Here is a 26,020-nt window from a genome sequence, read left to right on the forward strand (position 1 = left end):
CGCATCTCTCACCTATCGGGGCGCAGGTGGTCTGGGACCTCGAAGCAGTCGAAGGTCTATGGCGCGCCCTGAGAAACTGGCCAGCGGACTCTGTGGACGGTCAGCTAAACGGCAATGTGCCAGCGCCAAGTGTGTGGTGACCCGCATAGGCCGCTTCGGTGATTCCAGTTGGCCGAATCCGGTGCAAATGCGAACCGTCATCGCAGGCGCGAAATAATTCGACATCCCAGAGATATTCAAGAAGAGCCCTTCGCCGCCGATTGTGAGAAGCGAGGTATAGTGTTACCGCGAATGTAGGTGGAGTTCCGCACTTTCCCGCGCAGCCGTGTTGGACAAGCAACGATACACTTGGCTCCGAGCTGCGTGCTGCCAGTGAGTTAGGCTCTCAAAATCGGCGCGTAGCGCGCTTCGTCTCTGCGCCATGTTTGGACGGCTCTCCGTTGGCAAGGGTCTAGTTGGACTGCGGCAGCGCTGGTCGGTGCGGCCATGTGTTCGACCTGTTGGTGCGGCACATAAAGCCGCTGGCCATAATACCTTCCGCGAGGACGGGTCCCGACCAATTCCGCGCGCTTGGAGGCGCAGTGGCGCAAGAGGGTTTTCCTGTCCTTCGGTATCGACCGGCTGGATGCGTTAGTCCGTCGGAGCCCTTCCCAAGTTCGTCGACGCCCCAGCGCCTGAGCTACGCGGCAGCCGGCTCCGGCTCGCGGTAGCTCTCGCCCCTCGTCATGATGGCCCAGGCGATCCGGGCGATCTTGTTGGCCAAAGCCACCGTCGCCACCTTCGTCGGTCGCTTCGCCAGCAAGTGAACGAGCCACGGCCGGCGGGTCCCGTGTCGCTCGGCGTAGCGAACCACGGCCAAGGCGCCGACGACCAGGAGCTGCCGCAGATAGCGGTCGCCTTGCTTGGTGATCCCGCCCAATCGGTCCTTGCCGCCGCTTGAGTTCTGCTTCGGCACGAGCCCGATCCAGGCTGCCAGGTTACGGCCGGATTTGAAGGCTGTCGGATTAGCCACCGTCGCGACCAGGGCGCTGGCCAGCAGCGGCCCGACGCCTGGGATGCTCATCAGCCTGCGGCCGACCTCGGTGGACCGTGCGCTGGTCCTGATCCGTCGATCGGTCTCCACGATCTGTAGGTTCACCAGCTGCAGTTGGGCGACCAGAAACTCAAGGCAGACCCTTGCCTCATCCGACACGCGTGGATCGCTCTCTTCCACCAGCCTAATCAGCTGTTGCAGCCCCTCGCGCCCGATCGGCGCCACCAAGCCGAACTCAGCCATGTGCCCCCGGATCGTGTTGGACAGCTGGATGCGCTAGCGCATCAAAGTCAGCCGAACTTTGTGCAGCACCATCACGCTTTGCTGCTCAGGGCTCTTCACCTCCACGAAGCGCATCGTCGGCCGGGTCACGGCCTCGCAGATCGCCTCGGCGTCGGCAGCATCGTTCTTTTGCCGCTTCACGTATGGCTTCACATAGCTCGGTGGTATGAGCTTCACCTGGTGGCCCAGCGCGCCGAGCTCGCGGGCCCAATAGTGCGCCGTAGCGCAGGCTTCAGTGCCGATCAGGCACGCCGGCAGCTTGGCGAAAAATGGCAAGACCTGCGCCCGCCGGAGCTGGCGACGGATCGCAACTCCTCCGACGACATCCACACCGTGAACCTGAAAAACGGACTTGGCGATATCCAGACCGACTGTGACGACCTTGAACATGACGCTCTCCTCCTGCCTTGCAGGAGCTTAGGCTCCCGCAGGGGTGGAGAGCCGTCCACAGCATCACTTCCGGGTATTGAGCTCCCGCCTGCAACCGGACACTCACTGGAAATCCGCAACCGTTCCGCTGCGCTTGCAGCCCAGTTGCCGACCAAAGAAGCAGTGCTTCTCGGTTGTGATCCGGGCCTCCGGTGACATAGCATCCCTGTGGGGGAGCGATGACCGAAAACGAATATCTTCAGAACATTTTAGCGCGCGAGCGCGTCGACGTCAGCTCCACATCTCCGCTGCGCGGCTATGCTGGAGTCATCTTGCCGCACCTGCGAGCATGGGCTGGAGATCATATCCGCGAAGTCAGCCCGAGCGGCTCATTTGCCAAGGGCACGGCCGTGAAGAGCGGTACGGATATCGATCTGTTTATTTCGCTGTCGCACACGCTGACCGCGACACTTGAGAATATCTATACGACGCTATTCAACCGGATGAACCAAGCCGGCTTTAAGGCGCGCAGACAAAATGTTTCGATCGGCGTCAGAGTAGACGGCCACGACGTCGATCTGGTGCCGGCTCGCCGGCAGGATGGCCAGAGCCAGGACCATAGCCTGTACCGGAACCGGAGAGGCGGTTGGACCAAGACTAACATTGCTACCCACATCAACCTGGTGGGCAATTCCGGTAGGACGGAAGAAATCCGTATTCTGAAGCTCTGGCGAAATCAAAAAGGCCTGCATATCCCGTCGTTCTATCTTGAGCTGCTGGCGATCGATGCGCTGTACGATAAGAGGGCCGGCGATGTCGGCCGCAACGTGATGGCGGCGTTGGCCCATATCCGAGACAACATCGGTGCGGCGCGAATTGTCGATCCGGCGAACACGAACAACATCATCTCCGAAGATCTGAGTGCGGCTGAAAAAACAACGATCGCCAAGGCGGCTGGAGCTGCGGCGCAGGCTGCGACTTGGGGAGAAATCGTCCGGTGAGCTGGTCCCTTTCAGAGCTCCTGGCGGGTCTTCACGACGAAATTCAAGGCAAGCTGGCTGCGGCACGTCAACTGCTGGGCCATTCTGTAGATAAGGGCGATGCCAGCGAAGGAGCCTGGCTAGAGCTGCTGAGCACCTATCTGCCAGCGCGCTACAAGGCCGATAAGGCGCATGTGGTCGATAGCGAGGGAAATTTTAGCCATCAGATGGATGTGGTGGTCTATGACCGTCAGTACTCGCCGTTCATCTTCGTCATGAAGGGCACTAAGGTGATTCCGGCCGAGAGCGTCTACGCGGCCTTTGAGGCCAAGCAATCGCTAAATGCTGATCAGGTCGCCTACGCTCATAAAAAGATCGCCAGCGTGCGGGCGCTGCACCGCACGAGCCTGCCGGTTCCCCATGTCGGCGGGATAGCGGCGCCAAAGCCGCTCCATCATATTCTAGGCGGGCTCCTGACGCTTGAGAGCGACTGGAAGCCGGCAATGGGCGAAGCACTGCGGGACGCCCTGGCAAGGTCCTCCACAACCGAGCAGATCGACCTTGGTTGCGTCGCGGCGCATGGTCACTACAGCCGAGACTCGGATGGCGTCTATAAGCTCACTTCGGAGGGCAAGCCGGCAACAGCCTTCCTGTTCGAGCTGATCGCACGGCTGCAGGCGCTGGCCACGGTGCCCATGGTTGATATCCGAGCTTACAGCCGCTGGCTGAACTCTGATCAACAGAAAAGCTAGGGCCATCCGTAGAGACAGCCTCATCGGCGCGATCGAGGATAGTCCGGAAGAAAAGGAGCTAGTCGAGCTCATCAACGCCGTGGAAGAGCGCGAGCGGGAACACACCTTCCGAGCGCTGACGCGCCTCAGAAGTGCGAAGATCTTGCCAATTGAGCCGGGGCGCGTCCCTGCATCGCGGGCCGACGAAAACGATCAATCCAGACCGATAGCTAGGCCAGAGTCACTTAGGGGCCTCGCTTTGGCGCCGCGGTCCAGCCGCCGCGTCCGGCATTGTGCCGCCGAGGGCGACTAGGCGCTTGCCAGCCTCGACGCGCACCAGCGTTTCCAACGCTTGTCGGACGAGGGCATCTATCTCCTCGGCGCCGGTCAGCGACCGGGCTTTTTCCAGCAATCTGTCTTCGATGTCGATCGTGACGAACATCTGCTGTTTGATCCCTGGCGCTGCGGCGAAAAATACCGAAAGGCCGAGATCTCCGCAAACACTTCAAGATAGCTCGCGTCATGCGCCACAATCGGACATTGGGAAGCGACCCAGAACCGGACGTTCGAAGCTGAGCGAAATGGGAAGCGCGCAAGCGACGCCAGCCCGCACGGTCACGCTTTCCCTCGCTCCCTGCTCAGCCATCGCTGAAGCTTAGCATCACCAGCCGGTTCAGCCGTTCGGTGAATGCACTTGCGTCTATCGGGCGATCGCCGTCCAGGACGCGCGCGGTATCCAGGAGCAGATGGGCGACGTCGCTACGCAACGCATCATCTTCGACAGACGAGAGGGCCGAAACCATCGCATGCCGAGGGTTGACCTCGAGGATGGGCTTGGCAGCACTCTCCACTCGACCAGCGGCGCTGAGCAGGCGTTCGAACTGGCGATCCGGCCCCTTATCCGACGCGACAAGGCAGACCGCGCTCTCGGTCAGCCGATCGGAGGATCGGACATCCGCAACCTCTTCGGCCAGAATCTCCTTCATCGATGCAAGTAGAGCGGCGATCTTCTCGCTCGCTTCCGCCGACGGAGGCGCCGCGCCATCAAGCAGCGGGATGAGACCGAGATCGGCCGCCCCTTGCGTCACCGACTTGAACGGCTTGCCTTCAAAATCCGGCGCGGCCGAGGCCCAGAAGCTGTCGATCGGATCCGACAGTAGCAGCACCTCGATGCCCCGCGCCCGAAAACCTTCGAGCTGTGGGGAGTTGGCGATTCGGGAGGCATCGTCGCCGGCGATGTAGTAGATTGCGGTCTGGTTGTCCTTGAGCGCGCCGACATAGTCCTTGAGGCTGCGCCACCCTTCGCCGGAGGCCGTGGTCCGGAAGCGAGCGAGGCCGAGCAGTTGCTCCCGGCGCGCGAAATCCTCGTAAAGCCCTTCCTTGATGACGACGCCGAAATTGTCCCAGATCAGGCGGAATGTGTCCGGTTCCTGTTCGGCCAGTTTCGCGAGATCGGCGAGGACACGATTGGTGACGCCCTTCTTGATCGCACCGAGCAGTGGGCTGTCCTGAATCATCTCGCGGGAGACGTTGAGCGGCAGGTCGGCTGTGTCGACGATACCGCGCACAAAGCGCAGGTAGCGCGGCAGGAGTTCGGCTTCGTCCGTGATGAAGACGCGCTTCACATAAAGCTTGATCCGCCCTTTGCGGTCGGCGTCGAAGAGATCGAACGGACGCGCGCCCGGGACGAAGGCCAGCGCGGTATATTCGTGCAGGCCTTCGGCGCGAAAATGGATCGTGGCGGCGGGCTCGTCATATTGTCCCGCAACGCTGCGGTAGAAATCAGCGTATTCGTCCTTGGTGATCTCGCTCTTCGGCCTGGTCCAAAGCGCGGCCCCGTCGGAGAGGGCGACCGCATCGGCGCCCGGCTCCGTGATCAGCGAGATCGGGACCGGTACATGGCCGGACTGTTCCTTGACGATGCGTTCCAGCGTCCAGCGCTCGGCATAGGACTTGGCCTCCTCCATCAGGTGAAGCGTCACGCGCGTCACGCGGGACGGAGCCTCGTCCAGCGCCGCAGGCGCCACCGTGAATTCGCCCTTGCCGTCGGAAGACCAGGTCCACGCTTCGGCGCTGCCGGCACGGCGGCTGACAACCTCGACCTTCTCGGCCACCATGAAGGCGGAATAAAAGCCGACGCCGAACTGGCCGATGAGCTGCGCGCCGTCCTTGCCATCAGCGGTTGCTACCCGCTCCATGAAGCTGCGCGTGCCGGAGCGGGCGATCGTGCCGAGAGCTTCGATCATCTCGTCATGGCTCATACCGATGCCGTTGTCGGCAATGGTCAGCCTGCCAGCCTCCGGATCGGCCGAGATGGTGATCGCGAGCTTCGGGTCATCCCCCAGAAGTTCGGGGTTGCCGATCGCTTCGTAGCGCAGCTTCTCGCAGGCATCAGCTGCGTTCGAGATCAGTTCGCGCAGGAAAACGTCCCGGTCGGAATAGACCGAATGCACCATCATGTGGAGCAGGCGGGAGACGTCGGCTTCGAAGCTGCGATGCTCTGGCGTGGCGGTCGTGGTCATTCGGGTTTCTCGAATAGATGGCACAGCAAGAAGTTCTCGGCGGAGAGCGATATCCTGCGCAAACGCGGCGAGCTAGCCGGTCGCACGGACTGTCGGGGGCGACAATAGGGAGCGATACTCATGTGCTGCCCGAGCCTCTCGATTGGACAGCGTCCTGACCAGAGCAAGTATGGCATTCAACCGCGCGGTCGCGAACTCGCCGGCGCCGGGCAACTGAGCCTCGATGTGAGCGGCGACAGTCTGCCACGTTGCCGATCCATCCCGCGTCATGACGGCCAGGAGATTATCCTTGAGGCCATACGTTGCGCTCTCGGCGTTGGTGATGAGGGCCTTGAAGCGGTCGGACGGTGAGATGTCCTTAGGTTCCTGTGTGCCGTCGGTCATGTCGGTCTGATGCGATTGAGAGAATGCAGGGGCTTTCACGGAGCCTTTCGCCTAGGCCTTCTCGCGAAACCGGTCGATCGCACGCAGTGCGAGATCGTCCTCGTCGAGCGCCAGCGGAACCAGCGAAGCCACGATATAGGCGAGGTTGTTTCGCTCCAGCTCGTCAGAGCCCGCCGAAAGCGACGGCTTGAGTTCCGCCCATGCCTTTTCAAGAGCAGCTTCGGCACGGGCCAGATCGATGGGATCGGTCAGTGATGAAAAGGGCATAGCGTTCCCCTAGGCATTGCATGTGCGGTTGGGATCCTGAGAGGGGGCGCCGCGGAAACCGCGGCGCCCCCGATGCTCAATAGTCCATGCCGCCGGCGGGCATGGCCGGTGCCGGGTCCTTCTTCGGCGCCTCGGCGATCATCGCCTCGGTGGTGATCAGCAGGCCCGCGACCGACGCCGCGTCCTGGATTGCCGTGCGCACGACCTTGGTCGGGTCGATGATGCCGGCCTTGACCAGATCGCCGTACTCGCCGGTCTGGGCATCATAGCCCCAGGCGTAATCGGCAGACTCCAGCAGCTTGCCGACCACGACCGCGCCATCGCCGCCGGCATTCTCGACGATCTGGCGGGCAGGCGCGGTGATCGCCTTGCGGACGATCTCGACGCCGGTCTTCTGGTCGTCATTGCCGGGCACCAGCCCTTCGAGCGCCTTGACCGCGCGCAGCAGGGCGACGCCGCCGCCCGGCAGGATGCCCTCCTCGACCGCTGCGCGGGTGGCGTTCAGGGCATCGTCGACGCGATCCTTCTTCTCCTTGACCTCGACTTCGGTCGCGCCGCCGACGCGGATGACCGCGACGCCGCCGGCGAGCTTGGCCAGGCGTTCCTGGAGCTTCTCACGGTCGTAGTCCGAGGAGGTTTCCTCGATCTGCGCCTTGATCTGGGCGACACGGGCGTCAATCTCGGCCTTCTTGCCGGCACCGTCGACAATGGTCGTGTTTTCCTTCTCGATCCGGACCTTCTTGGCCCTGCCGAGCATGTCGAGAGTGACGGTCTCCAGCTTGATGCCGAGATCCTCGCTGATCGCGGTGCCGCCGGTCAGGATGGCAATATCCTCGAGCATGGCCTTGCGACGATCGCCGAAGCCCGGAGCCTTGACGGCCGCGATCTTCAGGCCGCCCCGGAGCTTGTTGACGACGAGCGTGGCGAGAGCCTCGCCCTCGACATCCTCCGCCACGATCAGCAGCGGTTTTCCAGTCTGGACGACCGCTTCCAGCAGCGGCAGCATCGCCTGGAGGCCCGAGAGCTTCTTCTCGTGGATCAGGATGTAGGGGTCGTCGAGCTCCGCAACCATCTTCTCGGTGTTGGTCACGAAATAGGGCGAGAGATAGCCGCGATCGAACTGCATGCCCTCGACGACGTCGAGCTCGGTCTCGGCGGTCTTGGCCTCCTCGACGGTGATGACGCCCTCGTTGCCGACCTTCTTCATGGCCTCGGCGATCATCTCGCCGATCGTGCGGTCGCCATTGGCGGAGATGGTGCCGACCTGCGCAACCTCCTCTGAACCGGTGATGGTCTTCGAATGCTCGCCGAGCGACTTCGTCACGGCCTCGACGGCGAGATCGATGCCGCGCTTGAGGTCCATCGGATTGATGCCGGCGGCGACGGCCTTGGCGCCCTCGCGGACGATGGCCTGGGCGAGCACCGTCGCGGTCGTGGTGCCGTCACCGGCCGCATCGTTCTGCTTCGAGGCCACCACGCGGACCATCTGGGCGCCCATATTCTCGAACTTGTCGGAAAGTTCGATCTCCTTGGCGACGGTGACGCCGTCCTTGGTGATGCGGGGCGCACCGAACGACTTCTCGATCACGACGTTGCGGCCCTTCGGACCCAGCGTGACCTTCACGGCATTGGCAAGCGTGTCGACGCCGCGCAGCATCCGCTCGCGCGCGTCCTGCGAAAACTTCACGTCCTTCGCAGCCATGATTCCTCACTCCTTCAGACTTGAGGTTTCAGGTTGATGATGTGGGATGAAGGCCCCGTCAGGCGGCCTTCTTGAAGGCGGCCGTCGTCTCGACGACGCCCATGATGTCGGACTCCTTCATGATCAGGAGATCCTGGTCATCGATCTTGACCTCGGTGCCGCTCCATTTGCCGAAGAGCACGCGGTCGCCGACCTTGACGTCGGGCGGCGCAAGCTTGCCGGTCTCGTCGCGCGCGCCAGCGCCAACGGCGACGACCTCGCCCTCCTGCGGCTTTTCCTTGGCGGTGTCGGGAATGATGATCCCGCCCTTGGTCTTCTCCTCGGCGTCGATGCGCTTCACGACGACGCGGTCATGCAGTGGCCGAAACTTCATGAGTTCCTCCAGTTTCCATGTCGGTCACATGTCAAAGCGGGCCGGCCCTGTTCAGGTCTCGCGGCGAGGTTCCGCGCGCCCTGAGGCGCCGTGCCCGCGCGAAGATTTGGGTTGCCCCATTTTTGCCTTCAAGAGGTCGGCAGCACTTTTTTTGATCGAGTGCTAACAGGCTGAAAAGGCAGCACAAGCGCAACCTTTCATCTTGCCAGAGCGTTGAGAATCCGCTGCCATCGGCGCAGTGAAAACCAGGGAGCTGAAAGGAATGGCTTCGACAGACTTTGCCCGCCAGATCGCCGGCTACGGATTGACCACCGCCGGCATCCTCTACCGATTGCCCGACCACCCTTCGATCCTGCAGGAATATATCTGGCAGGATTACGACCTCGCTCCGCGCTTTCCCGAACTCAACAAGTTCCTCGCCTTCTGGCAGGCCAAGCTTGACGGCGAGCTGTTCCGCATCACCGTCGCTCACAAGGACCTGATCGGGCCGGCCGACCTCAGCGCGGTCAGCGGCGAGTTCCGGCTCCAGTGACGTTGATGCTTCGCAGGGCTTGATCCGAAGAGAACACATCCCAAAATCATAGCAGCCGCCGACAGCGACAGCGCGCTCGACGCGGTGATCAACCAAACCGGATCCATGTTGCTTCCTGGAGGATATGGCTATGGCAACGTTGGCAATCGCTCCCCGCCAAGGGAGGACTGCATGATGACATCAGACGACTTCGAGAGGCCGGTCGTGATCCTGACCGGGCTCGGGCATCCGGCGGCGATCGCGTCCGCAATGGAGGCCTACATGTTCTTGGCCGACTGGCCGGAGACCAGGCGCGATCCGGTCCACGGCTTTGCGCTGAAAGCCTGCCTGGCGGCGATCCGCGGAGAGATCGAACCAGACACGGCGCGCGGCTTGTTCGCGTCCTGGGCGGAAAAGCATGATCTTCTTGCGCCCGACGTGGCCGCGTTCGCCAGCAGCCGCAAGGAAGGCTCGCGCGGCCACGCTTGACCAGTGGCCCGGCTCCGCACCGGTGGGGGCCGGGCATTTCCGAAGCCGCGGGACGCTGTTTTATTGCCGAAATCCTGCCCCGGATTTGGGGCGGGCGGTTACGGCTTTGAGAGCCCAGCCCGACCGGGAGCTCCCACCCAGCGCGGTACCGTTTCCGAGCCATCGAACGATTCCCCCAAAAATCTCACTGATCCCCTTGAACGTCCGCCGACCGGATCCAAATCGCTAATTGCCGAGCGCCTTTTGAGGGATCGGCCGGTCAAGCCGACATCGGTGAGACCTCGGAATGACCGACTTGTGCCCATGTTGCTCAATGGAGGATGTGGTTATGAGAACCGTCTTCGATTTTTCTCCTTTGTATCGGTCGAGCATCGGCTTCGACCGCATATTCGGTGCGATCGAAGCCGCAAGCCGGCTGGACCCGCCCGGCAACTGGCCGCCCTACGACATCGTCAAGACCGATGACGACGACTATCGCATTACGATGGCCGTGGCCGGCTTCTCGCGGGACGAGCTCACCATCAAGCATGAGCCGAACCTACTGGTGGTGTCCGGGCAGAAAGCCGGCCAGGACAATGGCCGATATCTGCACCACGGCATTGCCGAGCGCACCTTCCAGCGCCGCTTCGAGCTTGCTGACCACGTCAAGATCGTGGCCGCCAACCTCGAGAACGGTTTGCTGACGGTCGATCTGAAACGCGAGCTGCCAGAGGCGATGAAGCCGCGCCGGATCGAGATCGCCACCGGCACCGCACTGCCGAAAGCCGATCGGCGGCAGATCGACTCGGAGAAGCGCGCAGCCTGAGCAGAGGCTGATTGAATCAGCGTTGAGCGCCGGGCGGCGAGCCCGGCGCCGCGAATCCGCTTCGATGTTTGAACGCAAGGAGGATGTCATGAGCGTTCGAGATTTGATCCCCTGGGGCCGCGATAACGGCAATCGGCCTCCCGCGCTGTATCGCGATGATCAGCACAACCCCGTCTTCTCGCTCCATCGCGAGGTCAATCGTCTGTTCGACGACATGTACCGCTCGTTCGACAGCCTTGGTTCGCTGCCGCCCTTCAACGGCGGTTGGCCGAAGGTCGAGGTCTCCGAGACAGCCAGGGATATCAAGGTGACCGCCGAAATTCCGGGAATGGAGGAGAAGGACCTGGAGATCCTGCTCGATGGTGACACTCTCACCCTCAGGGGCGAGAAGCGTGCCGAGAGCGAGAACAAGGAGAGGCAGTTTTCGGAGCGGTATTACGGCCGCTTCGAGCGTCACATCCCCCTCGGCTATGAGGTCGAGCAGGACAAGATCGATGCCCGCTTCAGGAACGGCGTGCTGACGGTCGTCCTGCCCAAGAGCGAGAGGGCGCAGTCTCAGGTCAAGCGCATCGCGATCAAGCATTAGCAGATCGCCGAGACCCTGGCGGCGCGCCTCGGGCGCCGCCAGCTGCTGGAGCGTCACGAGACGAATGCTGGCGCGGGCCGGAGCCGCGCGAGGCCCCGGTCCATTCTAGCTCCGTCGTCTTGCCGAGAGTGGCCACCCCCTGGCGCCGGCCTCACCAGCGCCAGCTTCATTGTCAGTGCTTTTCTCGATTGGTCAGGTCTTGGGTCACCCGTCTGGAACCAGCCGGGGATGCGAACTGTTGAAGCGCCACAAGTGCGTTGCGAGAACTAACTCGACGAGCCGCCCCATGTCCGAGAAGAAGACAGTTGAGATCCCGGTCATTAAACCGACGATGATCCAAATGAGCAGCGACCCGCGAGGCGATGCAGCCATAACATTCGAGACGATCGGGGACGCAGACGTCCTCCTCGTGTTGCCGATGACGGCCCTGGTCGCTTTGGAAGCGATGCTGGCGAAAGCGAGCCAGGAGCAGGCGAAGCACCAGCCTGTTCAATAGCGCCTATGCCAGCCATCCGGGCTCGGTAGTCCGACACATCGTCGCTGGCAGTGGCAGACGATGAGCCCGGAGGGCTGTGCCTCGCGCCAGAGGCGGAACCTAGCGCTTCGCTCGGAAGCGTACATCTCAGAGCTATCCGGTTGAAGGCCGGTCGCGCCCCTAAATAGTCATTACCTCGAAGAGCGCCTTGTGCGCAGCTCGCCAATGATCAGGCGTGCGCGCTGCCAATAATCCATAACCGTCTTGTCCAGCCCCGTAGGGAGAACCATTCCAGCGTGCGACGTGGCCGCCGGCCTCGCTTAAGAACAACGCACCGGGCAGATGATCCCACGGTAAGGTCCGCCAGAAAACGGCGAAATCGCGATCGCCAGCGACAATGGCAGGATACTCGGCTCCTGCGCAAAGCAGTGGCGGCACGATCAAGGGCACCTGATCCAACCGTGGTTTGACGGCCTCAAGCACCTCGGGAGGAAAGAAACGCATAGAAATTGAACCCTTCCGCAGCGGCTCTGCTTTTCCATCAGCAACCACGCGGACTCCATTAATCTGGGCTCCACTTCCCAATTCGGCGACATGAAGCTGACCTGACAGCGGGTCGAGCATCCAAGTGGCGACGGTCTCCCCTCCGTGCAGAAGCGCGACCATGACCGAAAATGGTCCTCGGCCGGAGACGAAATTTCCAGTGCCGTCCAGCGGATCGATCAACCAGACGGTGCCCTGGTCTAGAGCGCTAGCCAAGGCGGGGTTACGTGCACAGGCTTCCTCACCTACGATCCTCGCGGATGGATCGAGCTGCAGCAATTGTTCGCCAATTAACCGTTCGGCGTGATGATCGGCAGCGGTGACGAGTTCTCCCGGCGACTTTTCCTCAACGTCGCTCGCGGTAAGTTTGCGAAAGCGAGGTAAGATTGCCTCGGCAGCTGCCTGTCGCAGAACCGTCGATACTTCCTCAATCAGACTCATCATGCCCCCGGCCCATCGTCCTGGACTTGCCTATCGGGTCTCGTCGATCTGACAAAGTCCCTACTACCAGCCCAGGTCGTTCTCGAAGTGGCAGAGGCCAGAAGCTACGACGCGCCACAACCAGACATTGGCATCCTGCCGGTTACCGGACGTGATTGATTCTCACGCTTTTCCCGTTTTTCACGCGAGCAGCTTTTGACGTGCGCGGAAAAATCGCGGAGGGACAACTGCGATGACCCGCTGGCCCGGGAGCTCCCGCGTGGGTAGTCTCCCAGTCAGTTGGGGCGGGCTGGGTCGTGATCGATTGGAAACGCGGCGGTTGGGCCGGAAGCGTCAACCGATGGGTGCGCCGTGAGGTGCGCGAGCAACTTCGCGAGAACGTGGCGGCGAGGCGGTCGCGCTACGGGCTCGTTGATCGAGCGCTGCACAGATTCTTCGCGATCGGGGCCTTTGGGCGCTTCGTTGCGGGATACGTCGCCATCAATCTTGCCTTCGTCGTCGCCGAAGCAGTGGCGGCGTGGCTCGTCCCCAGTTGGCTCCCCGCCTGGACGGCGCCGGGGCCGACCCCAGACCTCAGGGCGCTGGTGCTGAATGTTTCGAGCTACCTGCTCGGCGCCCAGGTCGGTGTGCTTGGCGTGCTCTCCCTGGCACTCGCGCTCATCACCCTGATCGCGCAGAGGGAAAGCTCGTCCACCGACGTCAAAGTCTACTATCATGAGTCTCTCGCCTTTGAGATCGTCGCCAGCTGCGTGGCCCTCATGGCAGTACTCTGCGTTCAGCTCCTCTGGCCAAGCCAGTTCCTGCTCCATCGACTTGGGTTTGGCACCGAACTCCTGGTCTTCAAATTCGGCTTGCTCGGAGTCCATCTTGCGTGGCTGCTCCTAAACTTGGTCGGCCTCGCTCACTTCATCATCACGACATTTGGCTTCGTGCAGCAGTCGGAGCGCGAGGTGCTGCGCGAGCGTTACACCGCGAATATCGTGCACGCGCTGGAGATGACGAGCCGCCTGCGCCAACAGCTCTACGGCGTGGCAACGACCGAGCTGATTAGCCCGGACGCCGACGAGAAAGGGCTACCGGCCGCCACGTTCGGTATCGATTTCGGTGCCCCCCAGACCATCGAGATCCAGACAACCTTTCAGCGGCCAACCGCACTCCACGATGTCCGCATGATCTGGGTCCGCTGGGTTCTGCGGCGATGGGCCGGGCGGTGCGTCAAGCGCGCGGCCAGCGAAGCCCGCCTTCCGTCCCATGGTCTCGGCCAACAGGGGCCGCAGATCTGGTTCACGCCGCATCTGGACGTTCCCTTGCGCGGTTCGGTCGGCTGGTGCCGGCGCCGCGGAGGCGTCCCGCTTGATGCCTTAGAGAGGCTCGTTCTGCGACGGGCGTTTCGCTTCAGGAGGACCGGCGATGAAGCGTGACCTACCGACGCCGGGCCAAATCCTCGAAGAGCTCGCCGACAAGACCGCTGCTCAGATCGATCGCATGGCCCCGGTCGCATTTGACGACGCCTGGCGCGAAATGACTCGATATCACCGCTTCCTATTGGCGCTGAATGCCTCACGGACGCCCGATGGGGCACCGTTCAGCTATGCCGAAGTGGCCGGGTACGCTTTGCGCCCTCCGCACCGTGACTGGTTGAGCCAGTACGGCCGTTTATTCGAGCGCGCGGCCGCTCGTATTCCTGACGACGGCCATTTCATTCGCGCACTTGCGTATGCGCCATACCGCCTCGTTCCCAAGTCGGGCGACCCTGAGCTTCCGCCCAAGATCATCAGCAGCATTCTTGACCTCGGTCCATCGATGATGCACCGAATTGAGGCTTGGGTTACGAGGCGCACCACCGTCGAAACGCCGGTCGGACTCCCAGCCGAACCGCGCCTTGCGCTAGCAGGCTCGGATGCGAAGGCTTATGTCAATGTGCTGCCCGACGTAATTGGTGCGTGGGAAAGTCTGCTCCAACAGGCCTCCTCGATCTACCGATGGCGCGAGGGGCGCACGTCCAGCGATAGTGAGCGTTGGGCGGCGCTGCGGGCCAGTTGGCCGTATCTATGGCAGCATCTATCGAATACGGCCTATTGTCTGGCGCTAGCCGTGTGGAATGAGGACGAAGCAGGCTCGGCTCAATTCCGTGAGGCACTCGTTCGATGGCCGAAGACCTTGCATCAACTCGCCGGCCGGGCGGAGCTTCGGAGCCGACATTATCTCCTCCCTGATGTGGTGGTTCTGAGTTGGCCTGAAGCGAGCGCGCGTGTCGCGCCACTAACATTCGAACGCATGCCGGCGCCGACGCCGGAGCAACTGTTTACGAGCGTCGTAAGAAGCGCGCACGACGATGTGCTGCTCCTGACGGCCGGCTTGCTGCTTTTCTGGACGATCAGTGACAAGCAGGCCTCCGACATCGGCGCGCGCACAGCTCTCGCGCTCCTGAAGCGAATGGGCGGCGACGATGATCGCATTGGCCCTCTCGCGCGGGACCTGAGCCTTCGATCGCTGTTCCTCGACTTGCTGGTCCGCTTCGAGATTGCCGGCGAGCGCTTCAGCGATGGCTCCTATGGTGCAGAGCTCGACCGGTTGGTCGAGGTACTGGACAACATGACCGAGCGTCGGGTGGTGCCTGGGCGCGTCTTCACACCGTCAACGCTGCACGGTCGCGATGGCCTGTTGCTTTCGTTCGGGGCAATCCTGGCGGCCGCCGCCCCCGACACCGGCGACGACGGGCTCCAGGCCGCTATCACTGCGCTGGCTGCCGACGAAGTTTTTCTGCCGGGCGGCGACCGCTCGCTGCGCAACATCCTTTACGAACTAAGGCGCCTTCCCTCGGTCCTCGAACAACCCTCACCGCAGCTTCTACGTGGCGTTGCAATGCTCACCCCCGATCGCGATGTGGCCCGCCTAGTCGGCCGGCTTGGCGAGCTCGTACGCTCGGCCGAAGCGACGATCGAGGCCGCGCGCCTTCAGCGACTCAGGGAGCGGCCGGTCGATCCGGGAGCGCTGGAACGCATCCGGTTGGCCGTCGAAGCGGCGCTTCTGGCGGAACCCGCGCAGGCGTCTTTCTTCAAGGATGTCCGGATTGAACGGTCCCCTCGCGACGAATCGGCCGAATGGCGCGAGACGGCGGTCGCGGGCATCGCCAAGGCACAATTGGTGGATCCGCCAATGGAGACACCAGCCCATGGGTTCGAGGAGTTGCTGGCTTCGCGAACTCGTGAATCCGCCGGGTCGTGGGCCTGGGGCGCCTTCACGCGCCGAGCCCGCATTCAGAGGAACGTCGGCGCAAAGGTGGAGCAGGAAGAGTTCTGGCGAGAAATCGCACCGTTGGTTGAGCAGGTCGGGCCCGCGCCTGTTCTCGTCATTTCACAGAATGCAGAGACCCGAGCGCTGCGGCGTCTGGTCTATGAGGTGGCCGAGCACCGGCCTCAGCTTCAGATCGAGCGTCGCCCGAGTGCCGAACGGCTTGGTTCATATGTCGCGACCGTTGCAGGGATCGACGTATACGGCGCCAATTTCCCCGCGGGTGTGGCGTGGTTGTTTTCCGGCCGGGCGCTTCGATCAATCCGCTATAGCGAGCTTGATGCCTCCGGCGACTTGGTTGCGATTGGCTTCGAGCCTGACGTCGATCTGCATGGCACGCTGCGGCTGCGCTTTCGCCAGCACTTGGAGTGGTCGGCTGACCTGATCTTCGAGCTGCGGGCGCCTGACCCAGACGAGGAGGAAGACCCCGCCGCGTGAGAGCCCCTTAAGTCCCATGTCGGATTTTGTCGATCACCCCCACTCGTGTGTCGTCCAAAAGAAGGGGCGCGCCACTTTCAGACATTGGTGATTTGCCAAATAGCGGCCGTTCAGCCCCAAGCGAGCTATACGGCTCCATGAGGGAGCTAGCGGGATTTTTGTTACGCTCCGGCGCGGCTCCTATCCACCCGTATATCGCGGCGCGGTCATCGTTGGCCCGCTCACGCGATCAGCTTCTGAAACCAGGTCGAGCTGATCCAGAGGTCCCTCTTGCGGGCATAGTCCCGGAAGGTGCCGACCTCCTCGAAGCCGCATTTGAGATGAAGGGCATTGGACGCCGCATTGGGTTGCGCGACGCCGGCGACCGCCAGATGAACCTCTTCCGTTCGGAGGAGGTCGAAGAGCGCGGCATAGAGCCTTGTGCCCAGGCCGGCTCCGCGGCGATCAGGCTGCAGGTAGATGCTGGTTTCGACTGTGGTGTCGAAGGCGGGCGTCGGCCGATACCGGCTGCTATAGGCGCAGCCGACGAGCCCCGCCGCGTCCTCGGCGACAAGGAGGCGATAGCGCCCGGCGCCGTAGGCCTCGAACCAAGCTTTTCGCCCCTCGACGGTCTGCAACTCGGTCGTGAACATCGCGTGGGTATGGGCGATGTAATGATTGGCAAGCGCGACCAGCGCCGGCAGGTCGCTGTCTCGTGCGGCTCTGATGGAAATGTCGCTGCTCTTCATGGCGATCGCCCGTTCCTGCCTTAGCGCGATGTCAGGGTTTCCAGATGTCAGCGAGTCTGATGTCAGGCGGTCTCGGGTGAGCCGAGCGTCAGGATGCGCTGTGCGAGCCTTTCTGCCAGCGTCGCTTCGTGCGTCACCATCAGAAGGCCCAGCCCGCGCTCGCGGACGGCCTCGATCAGGATCGTGAAGCCAGCCTTCTGGCTGACAGGATCGAGACGCGAGGTCGCCTCATCGGCAAAGAGGAAGACGGGCTCGAGCAGCAGCGCACGCAGTATTGCGAAGCGCTGCAACTCGCCGCCCGATACCTCGCTAGGGCGACGATCGAGCAGCTCCCGCCCCAGTCTGAAGCGATCCATGCTGGCCTCGGCCTGCGTCCAGGCGAGCCCGTGAAGCCTTAACAGATCGCCGAGGCTTTGTCGCAGCGTCTGGTGCGGCGCAAAAGCGGCCGGCGGGTCTTGGTAGAGTTTCTGGAAGCGGGTCGGCGCCAAGCCGGCCTTGCGTTCGACCACGCCCCTGTCGGGTGCGACGAGGCCGAGCAGGATGTTGCCGACCGTGGTCTTGCCACAGCCGCTCGGGCCGACGATCGCGACGATCTCGCCACGTCTAACCGAGACATCCAACCCGTCGAACAGGGTCCGCTCGCCGAAACGCTTCGATAGCGCTCGCGCCGAGACCACGGGCTCGCCGGCCGGGGACAACTGGGACATCGGCCACTTCGCAGGATCGGCCGCGACTAGGGCACGAGCGTAGTCGTGGCGCGGCGCTTCCAGAACCTGCTCCGCAGGGCCGAACTCGACGAGCGCGCCGTCATGCATGACCCCCACCATGCCGCCGAGCGCGGCCGCAACCGCGATGTCATGCGTGATGGTCAGCAGTAGGCGGCCCTGCGCCACCTCGCGGCGCAGCCTTTCGACGACGCTGTCGCGCAGCGCCGCGTCGAGCCCCTTGGTCGGTTCGTCGGCGATCAGGAGAGAGGCGCCCGCGGCGTGGGTGACCGCGATGGCGGCGCGCTGGCACATGCCGCCCGAGAGCTCGTGCGGATAGGCCTGGGTGCGATCGCCCAGCCCGACCTCGGCGAGGTCGGAACGCATCCGCGTTGCCGCGTCCGTTGATCCGAGGCCGTGCAGGTATCGGTGGACCTCGCCGACCTGCCCGGCGATGCGCATGGTCGGGTCGAGCGCGAGCCAGGGCTCCTGCGGCAGGATCGCGATCGTTCGGCCCCAGCGGGCGCGAATCTGCGCGGGCGTGCCGGCGAGAAGATCCTCCCCGTCCAGGGTGATCACGCCCTTTGCCGAGAGACCGGCCGGGAGACCGCCCATGATGGCGTGGGCGACGAGGGATTTTCCGGAGCCGCTGGCGCCCAGCAGCGTGACCGGCCGCCCCTGCGCCAGCGTGAAGGCGACGTCGCGCACGATCGTCGTCTCGCCCGCCGAGATGGCGAGGGCGGAGACCGTCAGGGATTGGAATCGCACGGGCGCGTTCATCGGACATCGCTCCGCGTCGCAAGCTGGAGGCCGAGCACCAGCAGGAAGATCGCTATGCCCGGCATCAGCACATGCAGCGGAGCCTCTGCGTAATAGGGCAGGAGCTCCACGATCATCGCGCCGAGCTCCGGCGTCGGTGGGCGCAGGCCGACGCTGATCGCGCGCAGGGTCGAGATCGCAATGATCGCGGTCGACATGGCGAAAGCCGACAGGGTGATCAGGATCGGGGCGATCTCGGGCAGCACCAGGCTGCGCAGGATGTACCCCGTGCCGAAGCCCAGAAGTCGCGTCGCCTCGACATGCGGCTGCTTCAGGGCGCCCGCCGCCGTGACGCGGGTGACGCGATAGAACTCGATCCAAAGCGTGAGCGCGAGGCCGAGATAGAGCGGTCCGAAGGTGCCCGGCGCGAACGCCAGGAGGATGAGCACCAGCAGCAGGCCCGGCAGAGCGAGCAGCACGGTCGACACGAGGTCGAGGCTGCGTTCGAGCCAGCCGCCGTGCCAGGCGGAGAGGAGGCCGAGCAAGACTCCCGGCACCGCGGCCGTGGCGACGGTGAGCAGGGCCATGCCGAAGGACAGCCTGGCCCCGTAGGCGAGACGGGCGAGCATACTGCGCCCATAATGATCGGCGCCCAGCGCATAGTCGGAGCCGGGCGGAGCGAGGCTGGCCGCGAAATCCTGTTCGGTCGGGTCGACCGAGACGAGCAGCGGCCCCAGCAGCGCGAACGCGGCCAGTACGCCGAGCAGCACGAGCCCGGCCCTGCGCGAAGGCGTCAGCCAGGCGCGCTGCGTGATGGGAACGAGGGTGGCGTCGGCGATATTCATGTGCGTTTCGGCCTTGGATCGAGCCAGTGGCAGGCGAGATCTACCGCCATCGCAATGACGACGAAGAGCAGGCCCATGGCGAGCGCCGTGCCCTGCACCATCGGAACGTCGCGGGCGATCACCGCATGGACCAGCGCATGGCCGATGCCGGGGATTCCGAACAGCGTCTCGACGACGACGACACCCTCGATGAGATAGATCGCCTGCAAAGCGAGATAGGAGACGACGGGGATGGCGGCATTGCGCAACACATGCCGGCGCACGACCACCGGTTCAGGCAGGCCTTTCAACCGCGCGAAGGCGAGATAAGGCGTGCGCACCACGGCCGCGACGGCATCGCGCGCGACGCGGCTCGAGACGGCGGCAAGCCCGAGCCCGAGCGTCAGCGCCGGCAGCGCCTGATCGCGCCAGGTGCCGTAGCCTGCCGGCGGAAACAGGCCGAGCAGCATGGCGAAGACGAGGATCAGCAGCAGCCCGAGCACGAAAGGCGGCAGCGAGCGCAGCACGATCGCCCCCGCCAGCGATGCGTTGTCGACCCAGCCGCCGCGCCGCAGTCCGGCCAGCAGCCCGAGCGGCGGTCCGAGCAGCAGCGACAGCACGAGCGCCGATCCCGACAGCCAGAGCGTCGCGCCGAGCTGGATGCGCAATTCCTTGGTGATGGGCACCCCGGTGACGACGGAGTGGCCGAGATCGAGCCGCGCCAATTGCCCCATCGACGTGCCGAGCTGGACCAGCAGGGGTTGATCGAGGCCAAGCTCGCGACGGACCGCCTCGGCGGCCCCCGTGATATTGGCGTCCGGCCCGTAGCGGCCAGCCGCGATCCGCATCGCAGGGTCCCCCGGCAGCGCGCGCACGAGCACGAAGCAGAGGATCCCCACGACCAGCACCACCAGCCCGGCCTGGAGCAGCCGGGCAAGAACGAGACGCTTCATCCTCACTGCGCCCAGCGGATGGAAGCGAGCCCGTAATTCACCTTGAGCGGGTCGATCCGCAGGCCGGTGACGCGCTTGCTGGCGACAACGGCGAGCTCCGACCAGGTCACCGGAATGCTCGGCAGCTCGCTCTGGAGGATCGCGATCGCCCGCTTCTGCATCGACGCGCGCGCGGCGGGCTCACTGATCTGCGCCATCTTCTCGACGAGGGCATTGAGCTCGTCATTGGCCCAGCCGGTCGCGCCCCAATCGCTGCCGCCGGATTTGTAATCGTCGCGCAACGTGCCGATGGCATCGGGCACAAGGGAATAGAGCCGGGACACTAGGCCCATTTCAAGGGTGCCGTCCTTATGGCGGGCCGGGATCTCGGAGCTGTTGCCGACCGAGACCTTGGCGTCGATGCCGACCTGCTTCAATTGCGCCTGAATTGCCGTAGCGATCGGCGGCAGCTCCGGCCAGCTCGCATAGGTCAGCAGCGTGAAGGAGAAGGGCTTGCCGTCCTTCTGCAGGATGCCGTCCGCGCCAGGCGTCCAGCCGGCCTCGGCCAGCAGCGCCTTCGCGGCGGCCAGGTCGCGCTTCAGCGGCGGCAGTTCAGCGTTGTTCCAGCCCGCCAGCGCCTTGGGGAAGAGCTGTGTCGCAGCGAGATCGGCGTTTCGGAGGATGACTCTCGTGATGCCTTCGCGGTCGAGTGCCGCGCTGATCGCGCGCCGCACGCGCACATCGCCGAACAGAGACGACGCGGCGTTGACCTTGAGCAGCCTCGTACGAGGGATCGTGGCGACGCGAACGTCGAGATTCGGATTGCGCTTTAGCCGCTCCACCGAGACCGGCAGCATCGAGAAGACGAGATCGGCCTCGCCGCTTTCGGCCATGAGAGCCCGGGTCTCGCCCTGGCCGACCGCCTGATAGCTCACCTCATCGATACCAGGCTTCGCGCCCGTCCATTCCGTAGCCGCTTCGAGCTGCATGTTGAGCGGCGGCGTCAGACTCTTCACGCGATAAGGCCCGGAGCCCACGATACGCTCGACCTTACCCGAGGATCCGATCGAGGACGGGGCGAGGATGATGGTGGTAAAGTTGACGAGATAGGCCGGCAGTGCGGCGAAAGGCTTCGACAGGCGAATAACCACGTCCTGCCCGTCAGCTTCGACGCTCGCAACCGGCGCCTGGCTGAACACGCCGGCGCCGCCATGGACCTTGCGCAAGGTCTCGGACACGATGGCCGCGGTGACAGGGCTCCCGTCGTGGAAACGCGCTGCTTCGCGCAGACGGAAGCGCCAGGTCAGACCGTCCTCACCGGCGGACCAGGATGTCGCCAGACCCGGGATCAGCTTGCCATCGGCGTCGACGGAGACAAGCGTCTCTGCCACCTGCATCCGGCTGAAGACGTAGCCGGACTGCGCCGGATCGATCCCGGCGATCTCCCAGGGGCCGACGACCTTCAACGGCATGGCCGTGGCGAGACCTGTCATCGACAGCACCGCAACGGCGGTCGCAACCCATCTCCTCGTCAAAACACAGCTCCTTGAAACGTTATAATGTTGCGTTTATCGCTGAAGCGATGACTATGCAAGGCTTGACAGGCGGCAAGGCACATTATGATTCCCAAGGACTCGACGAGGCCAGGCTCCGTTCCGTCTCATTCATCCGGCTCTGGACCGGCAGCACGGCCTCTAGCCTGGCCACATGGGGATTTCCCTTCGTGCTGGGCCAGGGCGAGATTCGGCCCGACCGGATCGCGCGCGTCTCGTCGCTCGATTTTCTGATGTCCTACGGGCTGACGCCGCTGGGGCTGGTCGCCATGGTCCCGCTCGTCGAGACCCGCCGCTCGACTCCTACATGACACAGCGCTATTCCGGCTGATCTCGGCTGGATCGACATAAATGAACATTCTGCTCGCATTCGCGCCCTTCTTGGCTTTCGCGCTGGTCGATCGGGCGCTCGGCTCCCTGGACGGCTTGCTCGCCGGCGCCGTGGTTTCGATCGCGATGCTGGTCCGCGAAACGATGCTTCATGGTAAGTCGCCCAAAGTACTGGAGATCGGAACCGAAATGCTGTTCGCCGGCTAGGCGGCCTGGTTCCTGGCGTTCAAGCCGGCCTGGTCGATCATCGACGTTCGGCTGCGGGTCGACCTGGGCCTGCTGCTGATCGTGATCATTTCAATGCTGATCGGGAAGCCGTTCACCCTCCAGTACGCCCGCGAGAACGTGGAGCCCGACCTCTGGTCGAGCCCGACGTTTCTCAAGACTAGCTATGTCATCTCGGCTGCTTGGGTGGCCGCCTTCGCCGTGCTGGTCGCAGTCGACCTGCTGTGGATCTACCGGCCTGACGTGCCACCCCGCCTCGGCGTATGGGCTACCATCGCGGCGCTGTTCGGGGCCGTGAAGTTCACCGGATGGTATCCGCGCTCGCTACAGTCCCAGGCATCGCGCAGGCCCGCCGATCAGGCATAGGCGACCCAGCCGCGGAAGGTGAAGCCGACGTAGAACAGTCTGACGTCTCGGAACCCGGCATCCAGCAACAGCCGCTCATCCTCAGCGGGCGAGAGAATCGGCAGCTTCTCGACGATGCCGGCCCGCGCGGCGTGCGCCTGCGACGGCTCGATCCCTGACGAGATAGCGAAGGCGGCGAACCGCGACATCCACATGTCCATCTCGTCGGCGGGGATGCTGTAGTGGGCAACGGCCAGCGGGGCGCCCGGCTTCAGGCGACGCCGGATCTCCCGCAGCGTCCGCAGGCGCTCCTCGCGCTCGATGAAATGCAATGTCAAAATGCAGGCGGCTGCGTCAAACGGGCCTTCGGGTGCGGTCTCGATGAATCCATGGTGCAGGGTGGCGCGGGTCTTGAGGTCGCCCAGGGTCATCCGCGCTAAATCTAGCATCGCCGCGGAGGGATCGACTCCAACGAAGCCCCACCCAGGCTGCGCCTCGGCGAACACTTTAAGCTCAAGCCCGCCGCCGGCGCCTAGGACGAGGACCTGCCCGTCGTCCGGGGTTCGCTCCGCGAGGAGCAGCATCGCCATGCGCTGCATGTCGGAGTACCCAGGCACTAAGCGCGGCGGGTTCTCGGCGTAGCGGGCGACAGCGTTGGGCTCGGAGAAGGCGTCCATGGCCAAGCTTATCACAACCTAGCCTGCATTGGAGAGAGCAGTAGCCGACGGCGTACCTGAGAGCAGACATTCGCAGGTTAGCTATGGGCCACTCCGGTAGCTGGACCGCCGGCCTTATCAAGCCGTCAGGGAGCAGACCTTCCAGATGTCTGCTAGGGCCAAAAACGTCGGTCGCTCGTCCGGGCGAGTTGCGCCATAAGCGGACGTCGATCGTGCGCCCGAAAGCGGACTATCTATTCATCCTCCCGATTGGGCCGGCACACCGCGTCTCCGCTAAGATTATCGCCCTAACGACATCTGACCTGAGCCCCGCTGACTCCGCGAAGGCGTAAAACTTAAGTTCTGCAGCGAAAGGCTTCGCTGCTCGGGCAGATCCGAAGCGCGTGCGAGAGCGAGAACAGGAACGTCACGCCGCGGTCGTGGTCCGTTGGCGATCGATAGACGATCGGCTTCGACACGCCGACGCCGAGTTGTAGCCCATCGTTGACGAAGACGCGCACGCCGGCTCCGACCGACGCGATGCTCTGAACGAGATCGCGCGGCTGCAGCTTCGTCTCGGTCGCGCCGCCTTCGACGAAGGCGTAGAGTTGATAGCTCTTGGCGAAGCTGGTGTTCAGCGTTCCGTCGAAGCGCAGTTCTGCCGAGCCTGCAAGCGCATTGTCGCCGGAGATCCAACCACCAGGCAGGCCGCGCCCGAACCAGTTGCCGCCGAGATAGTATTGCTGCGAGACCAGAAGCGGGCCGGATGCAATCTGTCCGGCCGCCGCAAGCTTCACTGACCACCGGTCGATCAGGTTCTGATAGTGCGTGAACGTGCCGTTCAATACCGAGAACTGATCCGATGCCCCGCGACGTGAGATCCAGTCGTCGGCATTGGCCGCGTCGCCACCGAAGCCGAGCGCCTGCTTGTAGGTCGCACTCAGATAGCTCCAGCTGCCTTCGGTCAGATGAGCCTTGTAATCCGCGCTGATGCTCGCGAGCCTGATCCGGTCTCGATAGACCGGTCCAAAGCCGTTCTGCTCGGTGGCGTCGACAAGGCCAAGGGCGCCCGTCAGCCACAGCGAATGATTAGGAGAGAGGATCGGCGCGTAAGCGGCCCTGACCTCATAGGTGTCAGCCTGAGAGGCCGTCCGCGTCCAGCGACGCTGATCGCCCGGCCAGACATGGCTCGTCGAGGCCGATGCGCCCAGCCGGAAGCTGTCGACACCGATCGGCGCATCGTAGCTGATGCGGCCGTAGCGCATCTCCCGGCTGGAGTTCGGCACGGTCGATCCCGAGATCGCCAAGGTGTCGCCAGGAAGGACGAGCGAGTTCAAGGCGGCATTCGCCGATGCCTGCCAGGGGCCGATCGCGGCAGAGCCGAGATTGTCTATACCCGCGGCCGTATAGGCTCGCCAGGTCTGGACCACGACCGTCAGGCGAAAGCGACCACTGGATGGCGTGATCTCGTCGAGCGTCGTATCGGCTACCCGGACACCAGGCCTGTCATTCACCAGGAGCAACTGGCGTTCGAGGGTTTTGCGTCGCGAAGGCGCTTCTTGGGAAACGGGAGCCAGCAGAGCAGCGACGCCAAAGGTGTCGCCCGGGTCGCCCGCAACGACGACCTCGGTGATCTCGCCTTCGATCACCGAAATGCGGAGCACGCCGGCAGCGAGTTCCTGCGGCAGGATGATGGCGCGCGTCAGGTGAAAGCCCTGGTCGCGGTAGTTCTGGCTGACTGCCTCGGTGATGGTTTGCAGATCGGCGAGCGAAACCTTCTGGCCGACGAACCGCCCGTAGCTAGCTTCCAGGCTCTCACGTGGCAGAGCCGTTGCGCCGGAAATCTCGACACGCTTCAGCACGAAGAGCGGTTTGGTGTCCGCCGAGGCGCTCGCCGCTCCCAAAGAGCGTCCGCCTGCAGGTAGTGTAACACCGGCTTGCCGTTCTTCGAGGTTCTGCTGATCTCGCTGCGATGGCGCGGCATTTTCTCGGCCCATGGCCGGACGCAGTGACAGATCCTCGGCCCTGATGGGCGAGCCCCACAGGGTGGCAGCCATGACGAGACCGGGAATCGCCCAGCCCTGGTGCCGAGGCGCGGCATGTCGGTGGTGGCGCAACTCAGGATCCTCGACCCGTTAGAAAACATGGTGAACGAGGATTAAACGAGGATGGTTAACGAACTCTCGCGGATTAGAAGCCTTCGAGTTTCGGTCACTAAGCCTCTGTTCACACGTCCATTTTAGGCTGTCAGCGCGCCAAGCTTCGAGGGCGCACAGTCCAAGGCGCGTCGAGATGCTGAGTTTCAATTTTCGCTGGTTGGCCCATATCCTCGCCCTGGTCCTGGCGCTCATCCTGACGACGCCGGGGCATTCGCAGGATGGTGCCTGGCGCATTGCCAAGGTCTCCGGCGAGGCCTGGATCGGCGGGAGCGGTGCACAGCCGGCATCGATGTCCGGCAATCCGGTTCTCAGAGCGGGTGAGACGGTTCGCACCGGTCGCAATGGCCGTGTGCTTCTTGTGCGCGGTGCCGAAAGCATCCTGGTCGCGGCCAATTCCTCGATCAGCCTTCCCGAGGCGGGTCGAACAGGCCAGACGACGATCATTCAGCAGGCCGGCTCGATCCTGCTCGATGTCGAAAAGCGCAACGTGCCGCATTTCGAGGTCGAGACGCCTTATCTGGCGGCCGTCGTGAAGGGCACGCAGTTCCGCGTCTCGTTGCAGAACGGCAGAGCCAAGGTC

General features: G+C 63.7%; 26 protein-coding genes and 2 pseudogenes. 13 read left to right on the top strand and 15 right to left on the bottom strand.

Going from position 1 to position 26,020, the window contains the following annotated elements; genetic code table 11:
- Positions 1 to 679: 679 nt before the first annotated feature.
- Positions 680 to 1,705, bottom strand: a pseudogene (locus ACWIEX_RS11255) (IS110 family RNA-guided transposase).
- A 218-nt stretch (positions 1,706 to 1,923) separates the two neighbouring features.
- On the opposite strand from ACWIEX_RS11255, the gene ACWIEX_RS11260 reads away from it, so the two are divergent.
- Together ACWIEX_RS11260 and ACWIEX_RS11265 are read left to right on the top strand one after the other, a co-directional pair.
- The gene (locus tag ACWIEX_RS11260; RefSeq protein ID WP_454033117.1) at positions 1,924 to 2,685 is read left to right on the top strand and encodes a nucleotidyltransferase; all 762 of its coding nucleotides are present in this window, start codon (positions 1,924 to 1,926) and stop codon (positions 2,683 to 2,685) included.
- Positions 2,682 to 3,416 (top strand): DUF6602 domain-containing protein, encoded by a 735-nt coding sequence (locus tag ACWIEX_RS11265; protein ID WP_113586875.1) that lies wholly within the window; start codon positions 2,682 to 2,684, stop codon positions 3,414 to 3,416. Before ACWIEX_RS11260 ends, ACWIEX_RS11265 begins: the two co-directional genes overlap by 4 nt.
- A 220-nt stretch (positions 3,417 to 3,636) precedes the next feature.
- Here the strand turns inward: ACWIEX_RS11265 and ACWIEX_RS11270 are convergent, their stop codons facing one another.
- The 6 genes from ACWIEX_RS11270 to groES form a co-directional block, all read right to left on the bottom strand.
- Positions 3,637 to 3,837: a type II toxin-antitoxin system VapB family antitoxin gene (locus ACWIEX_RS11270; protein WP_091862288.1), complete on the bottom strand. Its 201-nt coding sequence runs from the start codon at positions 3,835 to 3,837 to the stop codon at positions 3,637 to 3,639.
- Between the two features lie 196 nt (positions 3,838 to 4,033).
- On the bottom strand, positions 4,034 to 5,917 hold the full coding sequence (gene htpG / locus ACWIEX_RS11275) for a molecular chaperone HtpG (RefSeq protein ID WP_454033118.1): 1,884 nt from the start codon (positions 5,915 to 5,917) through the stop codon (positions 4,034 to 4,036).
- Positions 5,918 to 5,989: 72 nt separating this feature from the next.
- The gene (locus ACWIEX_RS11280; RefSeq protein ID WP_113586873.1) at positions 5,990 to 6,301 is read right to left on the bottom strand and encodes a hypothetical protein; all 312 of its coding nucleotides are present in this window, start codon (positions 6,299 to 6,301) and stop codon (positions 5,990 to 5,992) included.
- A gap of 51 nt (positions 6,302 to 6,352) precedes the next feature.
- Complete coding sequence (locus ACWIEX_RS11285) at positions 6,353 to 6,568, bottom strand: hypothetical protein (RefSeq protein WP_091862297.1); 216 nt, start codon at positions 6,566 to 6,568, stop codon at positions 6,353 to 6,355.
- Positions 6,569 to 6,644: 76 nt separating this feature from the next.
- The gene (gene groL, locus ACWIEX_RS11290) at positions 6,645 to 8,270 is read right to left on the bottom strand and encodes a chaperonin GroEL (RefSeq protein WP_454033119.1); all 1,626 of its coding nucleotides are present in this window, start codon (positions 8,268 to 8,270) and stop codon (positions 6,645 to 6,647) included.
- A gap of 58 nt (positions 8,271 to 8,328) precedes the next feature.
- Positions 8,329 to 8,643, bottom strand: a complete 315-nt coding sequence (groES, locus tag ACWIEX_RS11295) for a co-chaperone GroES (RefSeq protein ID WP_454033120.1) — start codon at positions 8,641 to 8,643, stop codon at positions 8,329 to 8,331.
- Between the two features lie 262 nt (positions 8,644 to 8,905).
- On the opposite strand from groES, the gene ACWIEX_RS11300 reads away from it, so the two are divergent.
- From ACWIEX_RS11300 to ACWIEX_RS11320, 5 genes are all read left to right on the top strand, one after another.
- On the top strand, positions 8,906 to 9,175 hold the full coding sequence (locus ACWIEX_RS11300; protein WP_091862306.1) for an usg protein: 270 nt from the start codon (positions 8,906 to 8,908) through the stop codon (positions 9,173 to 9,175).
- 174 nt (positions 9,176 to 9,349) lie between these two features.
- Positions 9,350 to 9,643, top strand: a complete 294-nt coding sequence (locus ACWIEX_RS11305) for a DUF982 domain-containing protein (RefSeq protein WP_091862453.1) — start codon at positions 9,350 to 9,352, stop codon at positions 9,641 to 9,643.
- Between the two features lie 328 nt (positions 9,644 to 9,971).
- Positions 9,972 to 10,448, top strand: coding sequence for an Hsp20 family protein (locus tag ACWIEX_RS11310; RefSeq protein ID WP_454033121.1), 477 nt, complete (start codon positions 9,972 to 9,974; stop codon positions 10,446 to 10,448).
- An 88-nt stretch (positions 10,449 to 10,536) separates the two neighbouring features.
- The gene (locus ACWIEX_RS11315) at positions 10,537 to 11,034 is read left to right on the top strand and encodes an Hsp20/alpha crystallin family protein (protein ID WP_091862457.1); all 498 of its coding nucleotides are present in this window, start codon (positions 10,537 to 10,539) and stop codon (positions 11,032 to 11,034) included.
- Between the two features lie 286 nt (positions 11,035 to 11,320).
- Complete coding sequence (locus tag ACWIEX_RS11320; protein ID WP_091862312.1) at positions 11,321 to 11,530, top strand: hypothetical protein; 210 nt, start codon at positions 11,321 to 11,323, stop codon at positions 11,528 to 11,530.
- Between the two features lie 159 nt (positions 11,531 to 11,689).
- Here ACWIEX_RS11320 and ACWIEX_RS11325 read toward each other — a convergent pair whose 3' ends face one another.
- Positions 11,690 to 12,496, bottom strand: coding sequence for an inositol monophosphatase family protein (locus tag ACWIEX_RS11325; protein ID WP_113586871.1), 807 nt, complete (start codon positions 12,494 to 12,496; stop codon positions 11,690 to 11,692).
- A gap of 293 nt (positions 12,497 to 12,789) precedes the next feature.
- Here ACWIEX_RS11325 and ACWIEX_RS11330 point away from each other — a divergent pair, with 293 nt between their 5' ends.
- Positions 12,790 to 13,914, top strand: a complete 1,125-nt coding sequence (locus ACWIEX_RS11330) for a hypothetical protein (RefSeq protein WP_454033122.1) — start codon at positions 12,790 to 12,792, stop codon at positions 13,912 to 13,914.
- Positions 13,904 to 16,225 carry a hypothetical protein gene (locus tag ACWIEX_RS11335; protein WP_454033123.1) on the top strand — a complete coding sequence of 774 codons (2,322 nt, stop codon included), beginning with the start codon at positions 13,904 to 13,906 and terminating at the stop codon, positions 16,223 to 16,225. The genes ACWIEX_RS11330 and ACWIEX_RS11335 overlap by 11 nt, the downstream gene beginning before the upstream one ends.
- Positions 16,226 to 16,446: 221 nt before the next feature.
- Here ACWIEX_RS11335 and ACWIEX_RS11340 read toward each other — a convergent pair whose 3' ends face one another.
- The 5 genes from ACWIEX_RS11340 to ACWIEX_RS11360 all read right to left on the bottom strand — a co-directional run bounded on the left by ACWIEX_RS11340 (position 16,447) and on the right by ACWIEX_RS11360 (position 21,665).
- Positions 16,447 to 16,953: a GNAT family N-acetyltransferase gene (locus ACWIEX_RS11340; protein WP_454033124.1), complete on the bottom strand. Its 507-nt coding sequence runs from the start codon at positions 16,951 to 16,953 to the stop codon at positions 16,447 to 16,449.
- A gap of 62 nt (positions 16,954 to 17,015) precedes the next feature.
- Positions 17,016 to 18,425, bottom strand: a complete 1,410-nt coding sequence (locus ACWIEX_RS11345) for an ABC transporter ATP-binding protein (protein WP_454033125.1) — start codon at positions 18,423 to 18,425, stop codon at positions 17,016 to 17,018.
- Between the two features lie 8 nt (positions 18,426 to 18,433).
- Positions 18,434 to 19,261 carry an ABC transporter permease gene (locus ACWIEX_RS11350; protein ID WP_454033126.1) on the bottom strand — a complete coding sequence of 276 codons (828 nt, stop codon included), beginning with the start codon at positions 19,259 to 19,261 and terminating at the stop codon, positions 18,434 to 18,436.
- A complete protein-coding gene (locus ACWIEX_RS11355) occupies positions 19,258 to 20,193 on the bottom strand; it encodes an ABC transporter permease (protein ID WP_454033127.1) in 936 nt (311 codons plus the stop codon). The genes ACWIEX_RS11350 and ACWIEX_RS11355 overlap by 4 nt, the downstream gene beginning before the upstream one ends.
- A gap of 2 nt (positions 20,194 to 20,195) precedes the next feature.
- Positions 20,196 to 21,665: an ABC transporter substrate-binding protein gene (locus ACWIEX_RS11360; protein ID WP_454033128.1), complete on the bottom strand. Its 1,470-nt coding sequence runs from the start codon at positions 21,663 to 21,665 to the stop codon at positions 20,196 to 20,198.
- Positions 21,666 to 21,895: 230 nt separating this feature from the next.
- Between ACWIEX_RS11360 and ACWIEX_RS11365 the strand changes: the two genes are divergently transcribed.
- The 3 genes from ACWIEX_RS11365 to ACWIEX_RS11375 all read left to right on the top strand — a co-directional run bounded on the left by ACWIEX_RS11365 (position 21,896) and on the right by ACWIEX_RS11375 (position 22,646).
- The gene (locus tag ACWIEX_RS11365) at positions 21,896 to 22,036 is read left to right on the top strand and encodes a hypothetical protein (RefSeq protein WP_454033129.1); all 141 of its coding nucleotides are present in this window, start codon (positions 21,896 to 21,898) and stop codon (positions 22,034 to 22,036) included.
- Positions 22,037 to 22,076: 40 nt separating this feature from the next.
- The gene (locus ACWIEX_RS11370; protein ID WP_454033130.1) at positions 22,077 to 22,262 is read left to right on the top strand and encodes a hypothetical protein; all 186 of its coding nucleotides are present in this window, start codon (positions 22,077 to 22,079) and stop codon (positions 22,260 to 22,262) included.
- A gap of 93 nt (positions 22,263 to 22,355) precedes the next feature.
- On the top strand, positions 22,356 to 22,646 hold the full coding sequence (locus ACWIEX_RS11375; RefSeq protein WP_454033131.1) for a hypothetical protein: 291 nt from the start codon (positions 22,356 to 22,358) through the stop codon (positions 22,644 to 22,646).
- Here the strand turns inward: ACWIEX_RS11375 and ACWIEX_RS11380 are convergent.
- Together ACWIEX_RS11380 and ACWIEX_RS11385 are read right to left on the bottom strand one after the other, a co-directional pair.
- Complete coding sequence (locus ACWIEX_RS11380; RefSeq protein WP_454033132.1) at positions 22,637 to 23,302, bottom strand: class I SAM-dependent methyltransferase; 666 nt, start codon at positions 23,300 to 23,302, stop codon at positions 22,637 to 22,639. The genes ACWIEX_RS11375 and ACWIEX_RS11380 overlap by 10 nt on opposite strands.
- A 335-nt stretch (positions 23,303 to 23,637) precedes the next feature.
- Positions 23,638 to 25,338, bottom strand: a complete 1,701-nt coding sequence (locus tag ACWIEX_RS11385) for a ShlB/FhaC/HecB family hemolysin secretion/activation protein (protein ID WP_454033133.1) — start codon at positions 25,336 to 25,338, stop codon at positions 23,638 to 23,640.
- A 391-nt stretch (positions 25,339 to 25,729) separates the two neighbouring features.
- Here ACWIEX_RS11385 and ACWIEX_RS11390 point away from each other — a divergent pair.
- Positions 25,730 to 25,984, top strand: a pseudogene (locus tag ACWIEX_RS11390) (FecR domain-containing protein); the annotation flags it as partial.
- Positions 25,985 to 26,020: the final 36 nt, after the last annotated feature.

The sequence above is a fragment of the Allobosea sp. NPDC055353 genome (genome assembly GCF_053644975.1).

Bases quoted from the DNA above. Each gene is read 5' to 3' on its own strand.
- ACWIEX_RS11260 (WP_454033117.1), top strand. From the start codon at position 1,924: ATGACCGAAAACGAATATCTTCAGAACATTTTAGCGCGCGAGCGCGTC.
- ACWIEX_RS11270 (WP_091862288.1), bottom strand. From the start codon at position 3,837: ATGTTCGTCACGATCGACATCGAAGACAGATTGCTGGAAAAAGCCCGG.
- htpG (WP_454033118.1), bottom strand. From the start codon at position 5,917: ATGACCACGACCGCCACGCCAGAGCATCGCAGCTTCGAAGCCGACGTC.
- ACWIEX_RS11280 (WP_113586873.1), bottom strand. From the start codon at position 6,301: ATGACCGACGGCACACAGGAACCTAAGGACATCTCACCGTCCGACCGC.
- ACWIEX_RS11285 (WP_091862297.1), bottom strand. From the start codon at position 6,568: ATGCCCTTTTCATCACTGACCGATCCCATCGATCTGGCCCGTGCCGAA.
- groL (WP_454033119.1), bottom strand. From the start codon at position 8,270: ATGGCTGCGAAGGACGTGAAGTTTTCGCAGGACGCGCGCGAGCGGATG.
- groES (WP_454033120.1), bottom strand. From the start codon at position 8,643: ATGAAGTTTCGGCCACTGCATGACCGCGTCGTCGTGAAGCGCATCGAC.
- ACWIEX_RS11300 (WP_091862306.1), top strand. From the start codon at position 8,906: ATGGCTTCGACAGACTTTGCCCGCCAGATCGCCGGCTACGGATTGACC.
- ACWIEX_RS11305 (WP_091862453.1), top strand. From the start codon at position 9,350: ATGACATCAGACGACTTCGAGAGGCCGGTCGTGATCCTGACCGGGCTC.
- ACWIEX_RS11310 (WP_454033121.1), top strand. From the start codon at position 9,972: ATGAGAACCGTCTTCGATTTTTCTCCTTTGTATCGGTCGAGCATCGGC.
- ACWIEX_RS11315 (WP_091862457.1), top strand. From the start codon at position 10,537: ATGAGCGTTCGAGATTTGATCCCCTGGGGCCGCGATAACGGCAATCGG.
- ACWIEX_RS11320 (WP_091862312.1), top strand. From the start codon at position 11,321: ATGTCCGAGAAGAAGACAGTTGAGATCCCGGTCATTAAACCGACGATG.
- ACWIEX_RS11325 (WP_113586871.1), bottom strand. From the start codon at position 12,496: ATGATGAGTCTGATTGAGGAAGTATCGACGGTTCTGCGACAGGCAGCT.
- ACWIEX_RS11335 (WP_454033123.1), top strand. From the start codon at position 13,904: ATGAAGCGTGACCTACCGACGCCGGGCCAAATCCTCGAAGAGCTCGCC.
- ACWIEX_RS11340 (WP_454033124.1), bottom strand. From the start codon at position 16,953: ATGAAGAGCAGCGACATTTCCATCAGAGCCGCACGAGACAGCGACCTG.
- ACWIEX_RS11350 (WP_454033126.1), bottom strand. From the start codon at position 19,261: ATGAATATCGCCGACGCCACCCTCGTTCCCATCACGCAGCGCGCCTGG.
- ACWIEX_RS11355 (WP_454033127.1), bottom strand. From the start codon at position 20,193: ATGAAGCGTCTCGTTCTTGCCCGGCTGCTCCAGGCCGGGCTGGTGGTG.
- ACWIEX_RS11360 (WP_454033128.1), bottom strand. From the start codon at position 21,665: ATGACAGGTCTCGCCACGGCCATGCCGTTGAAGGTCGTCGGCCCCTGG.
- ACWIEX_RS11370 (WP_454033130.1), top strand. From the start codon at position 22,077: ATGAACATTCTGCTCGCATTCGCGCCCTTCTTGGCTTTCGCGCTGGTC.
- ACWIEX_RS11375 (WP_454033131.1), top strand. From the start codon at position 22,356: ATGCTGATCGGGAAGCCGTTCACCCTCCAGTACGCCCGCGAGAACGTG.
- ACWIEX_RS11380 (WP_454033132.1), bottom strand. From the start codon at position 23,302: ATGGACGCCTTCTCCGAGCCCAACGCTGTCGCCCGCTACGCCGAGAAC.
- ACWIEX_RS11385 (WP_454033133.1), bottom strand. From the start codon at position 25,338: ATGGCTGCCACCCTGTGGGGCTCGCCCATCAGGGCCGAGGATCTGTCA.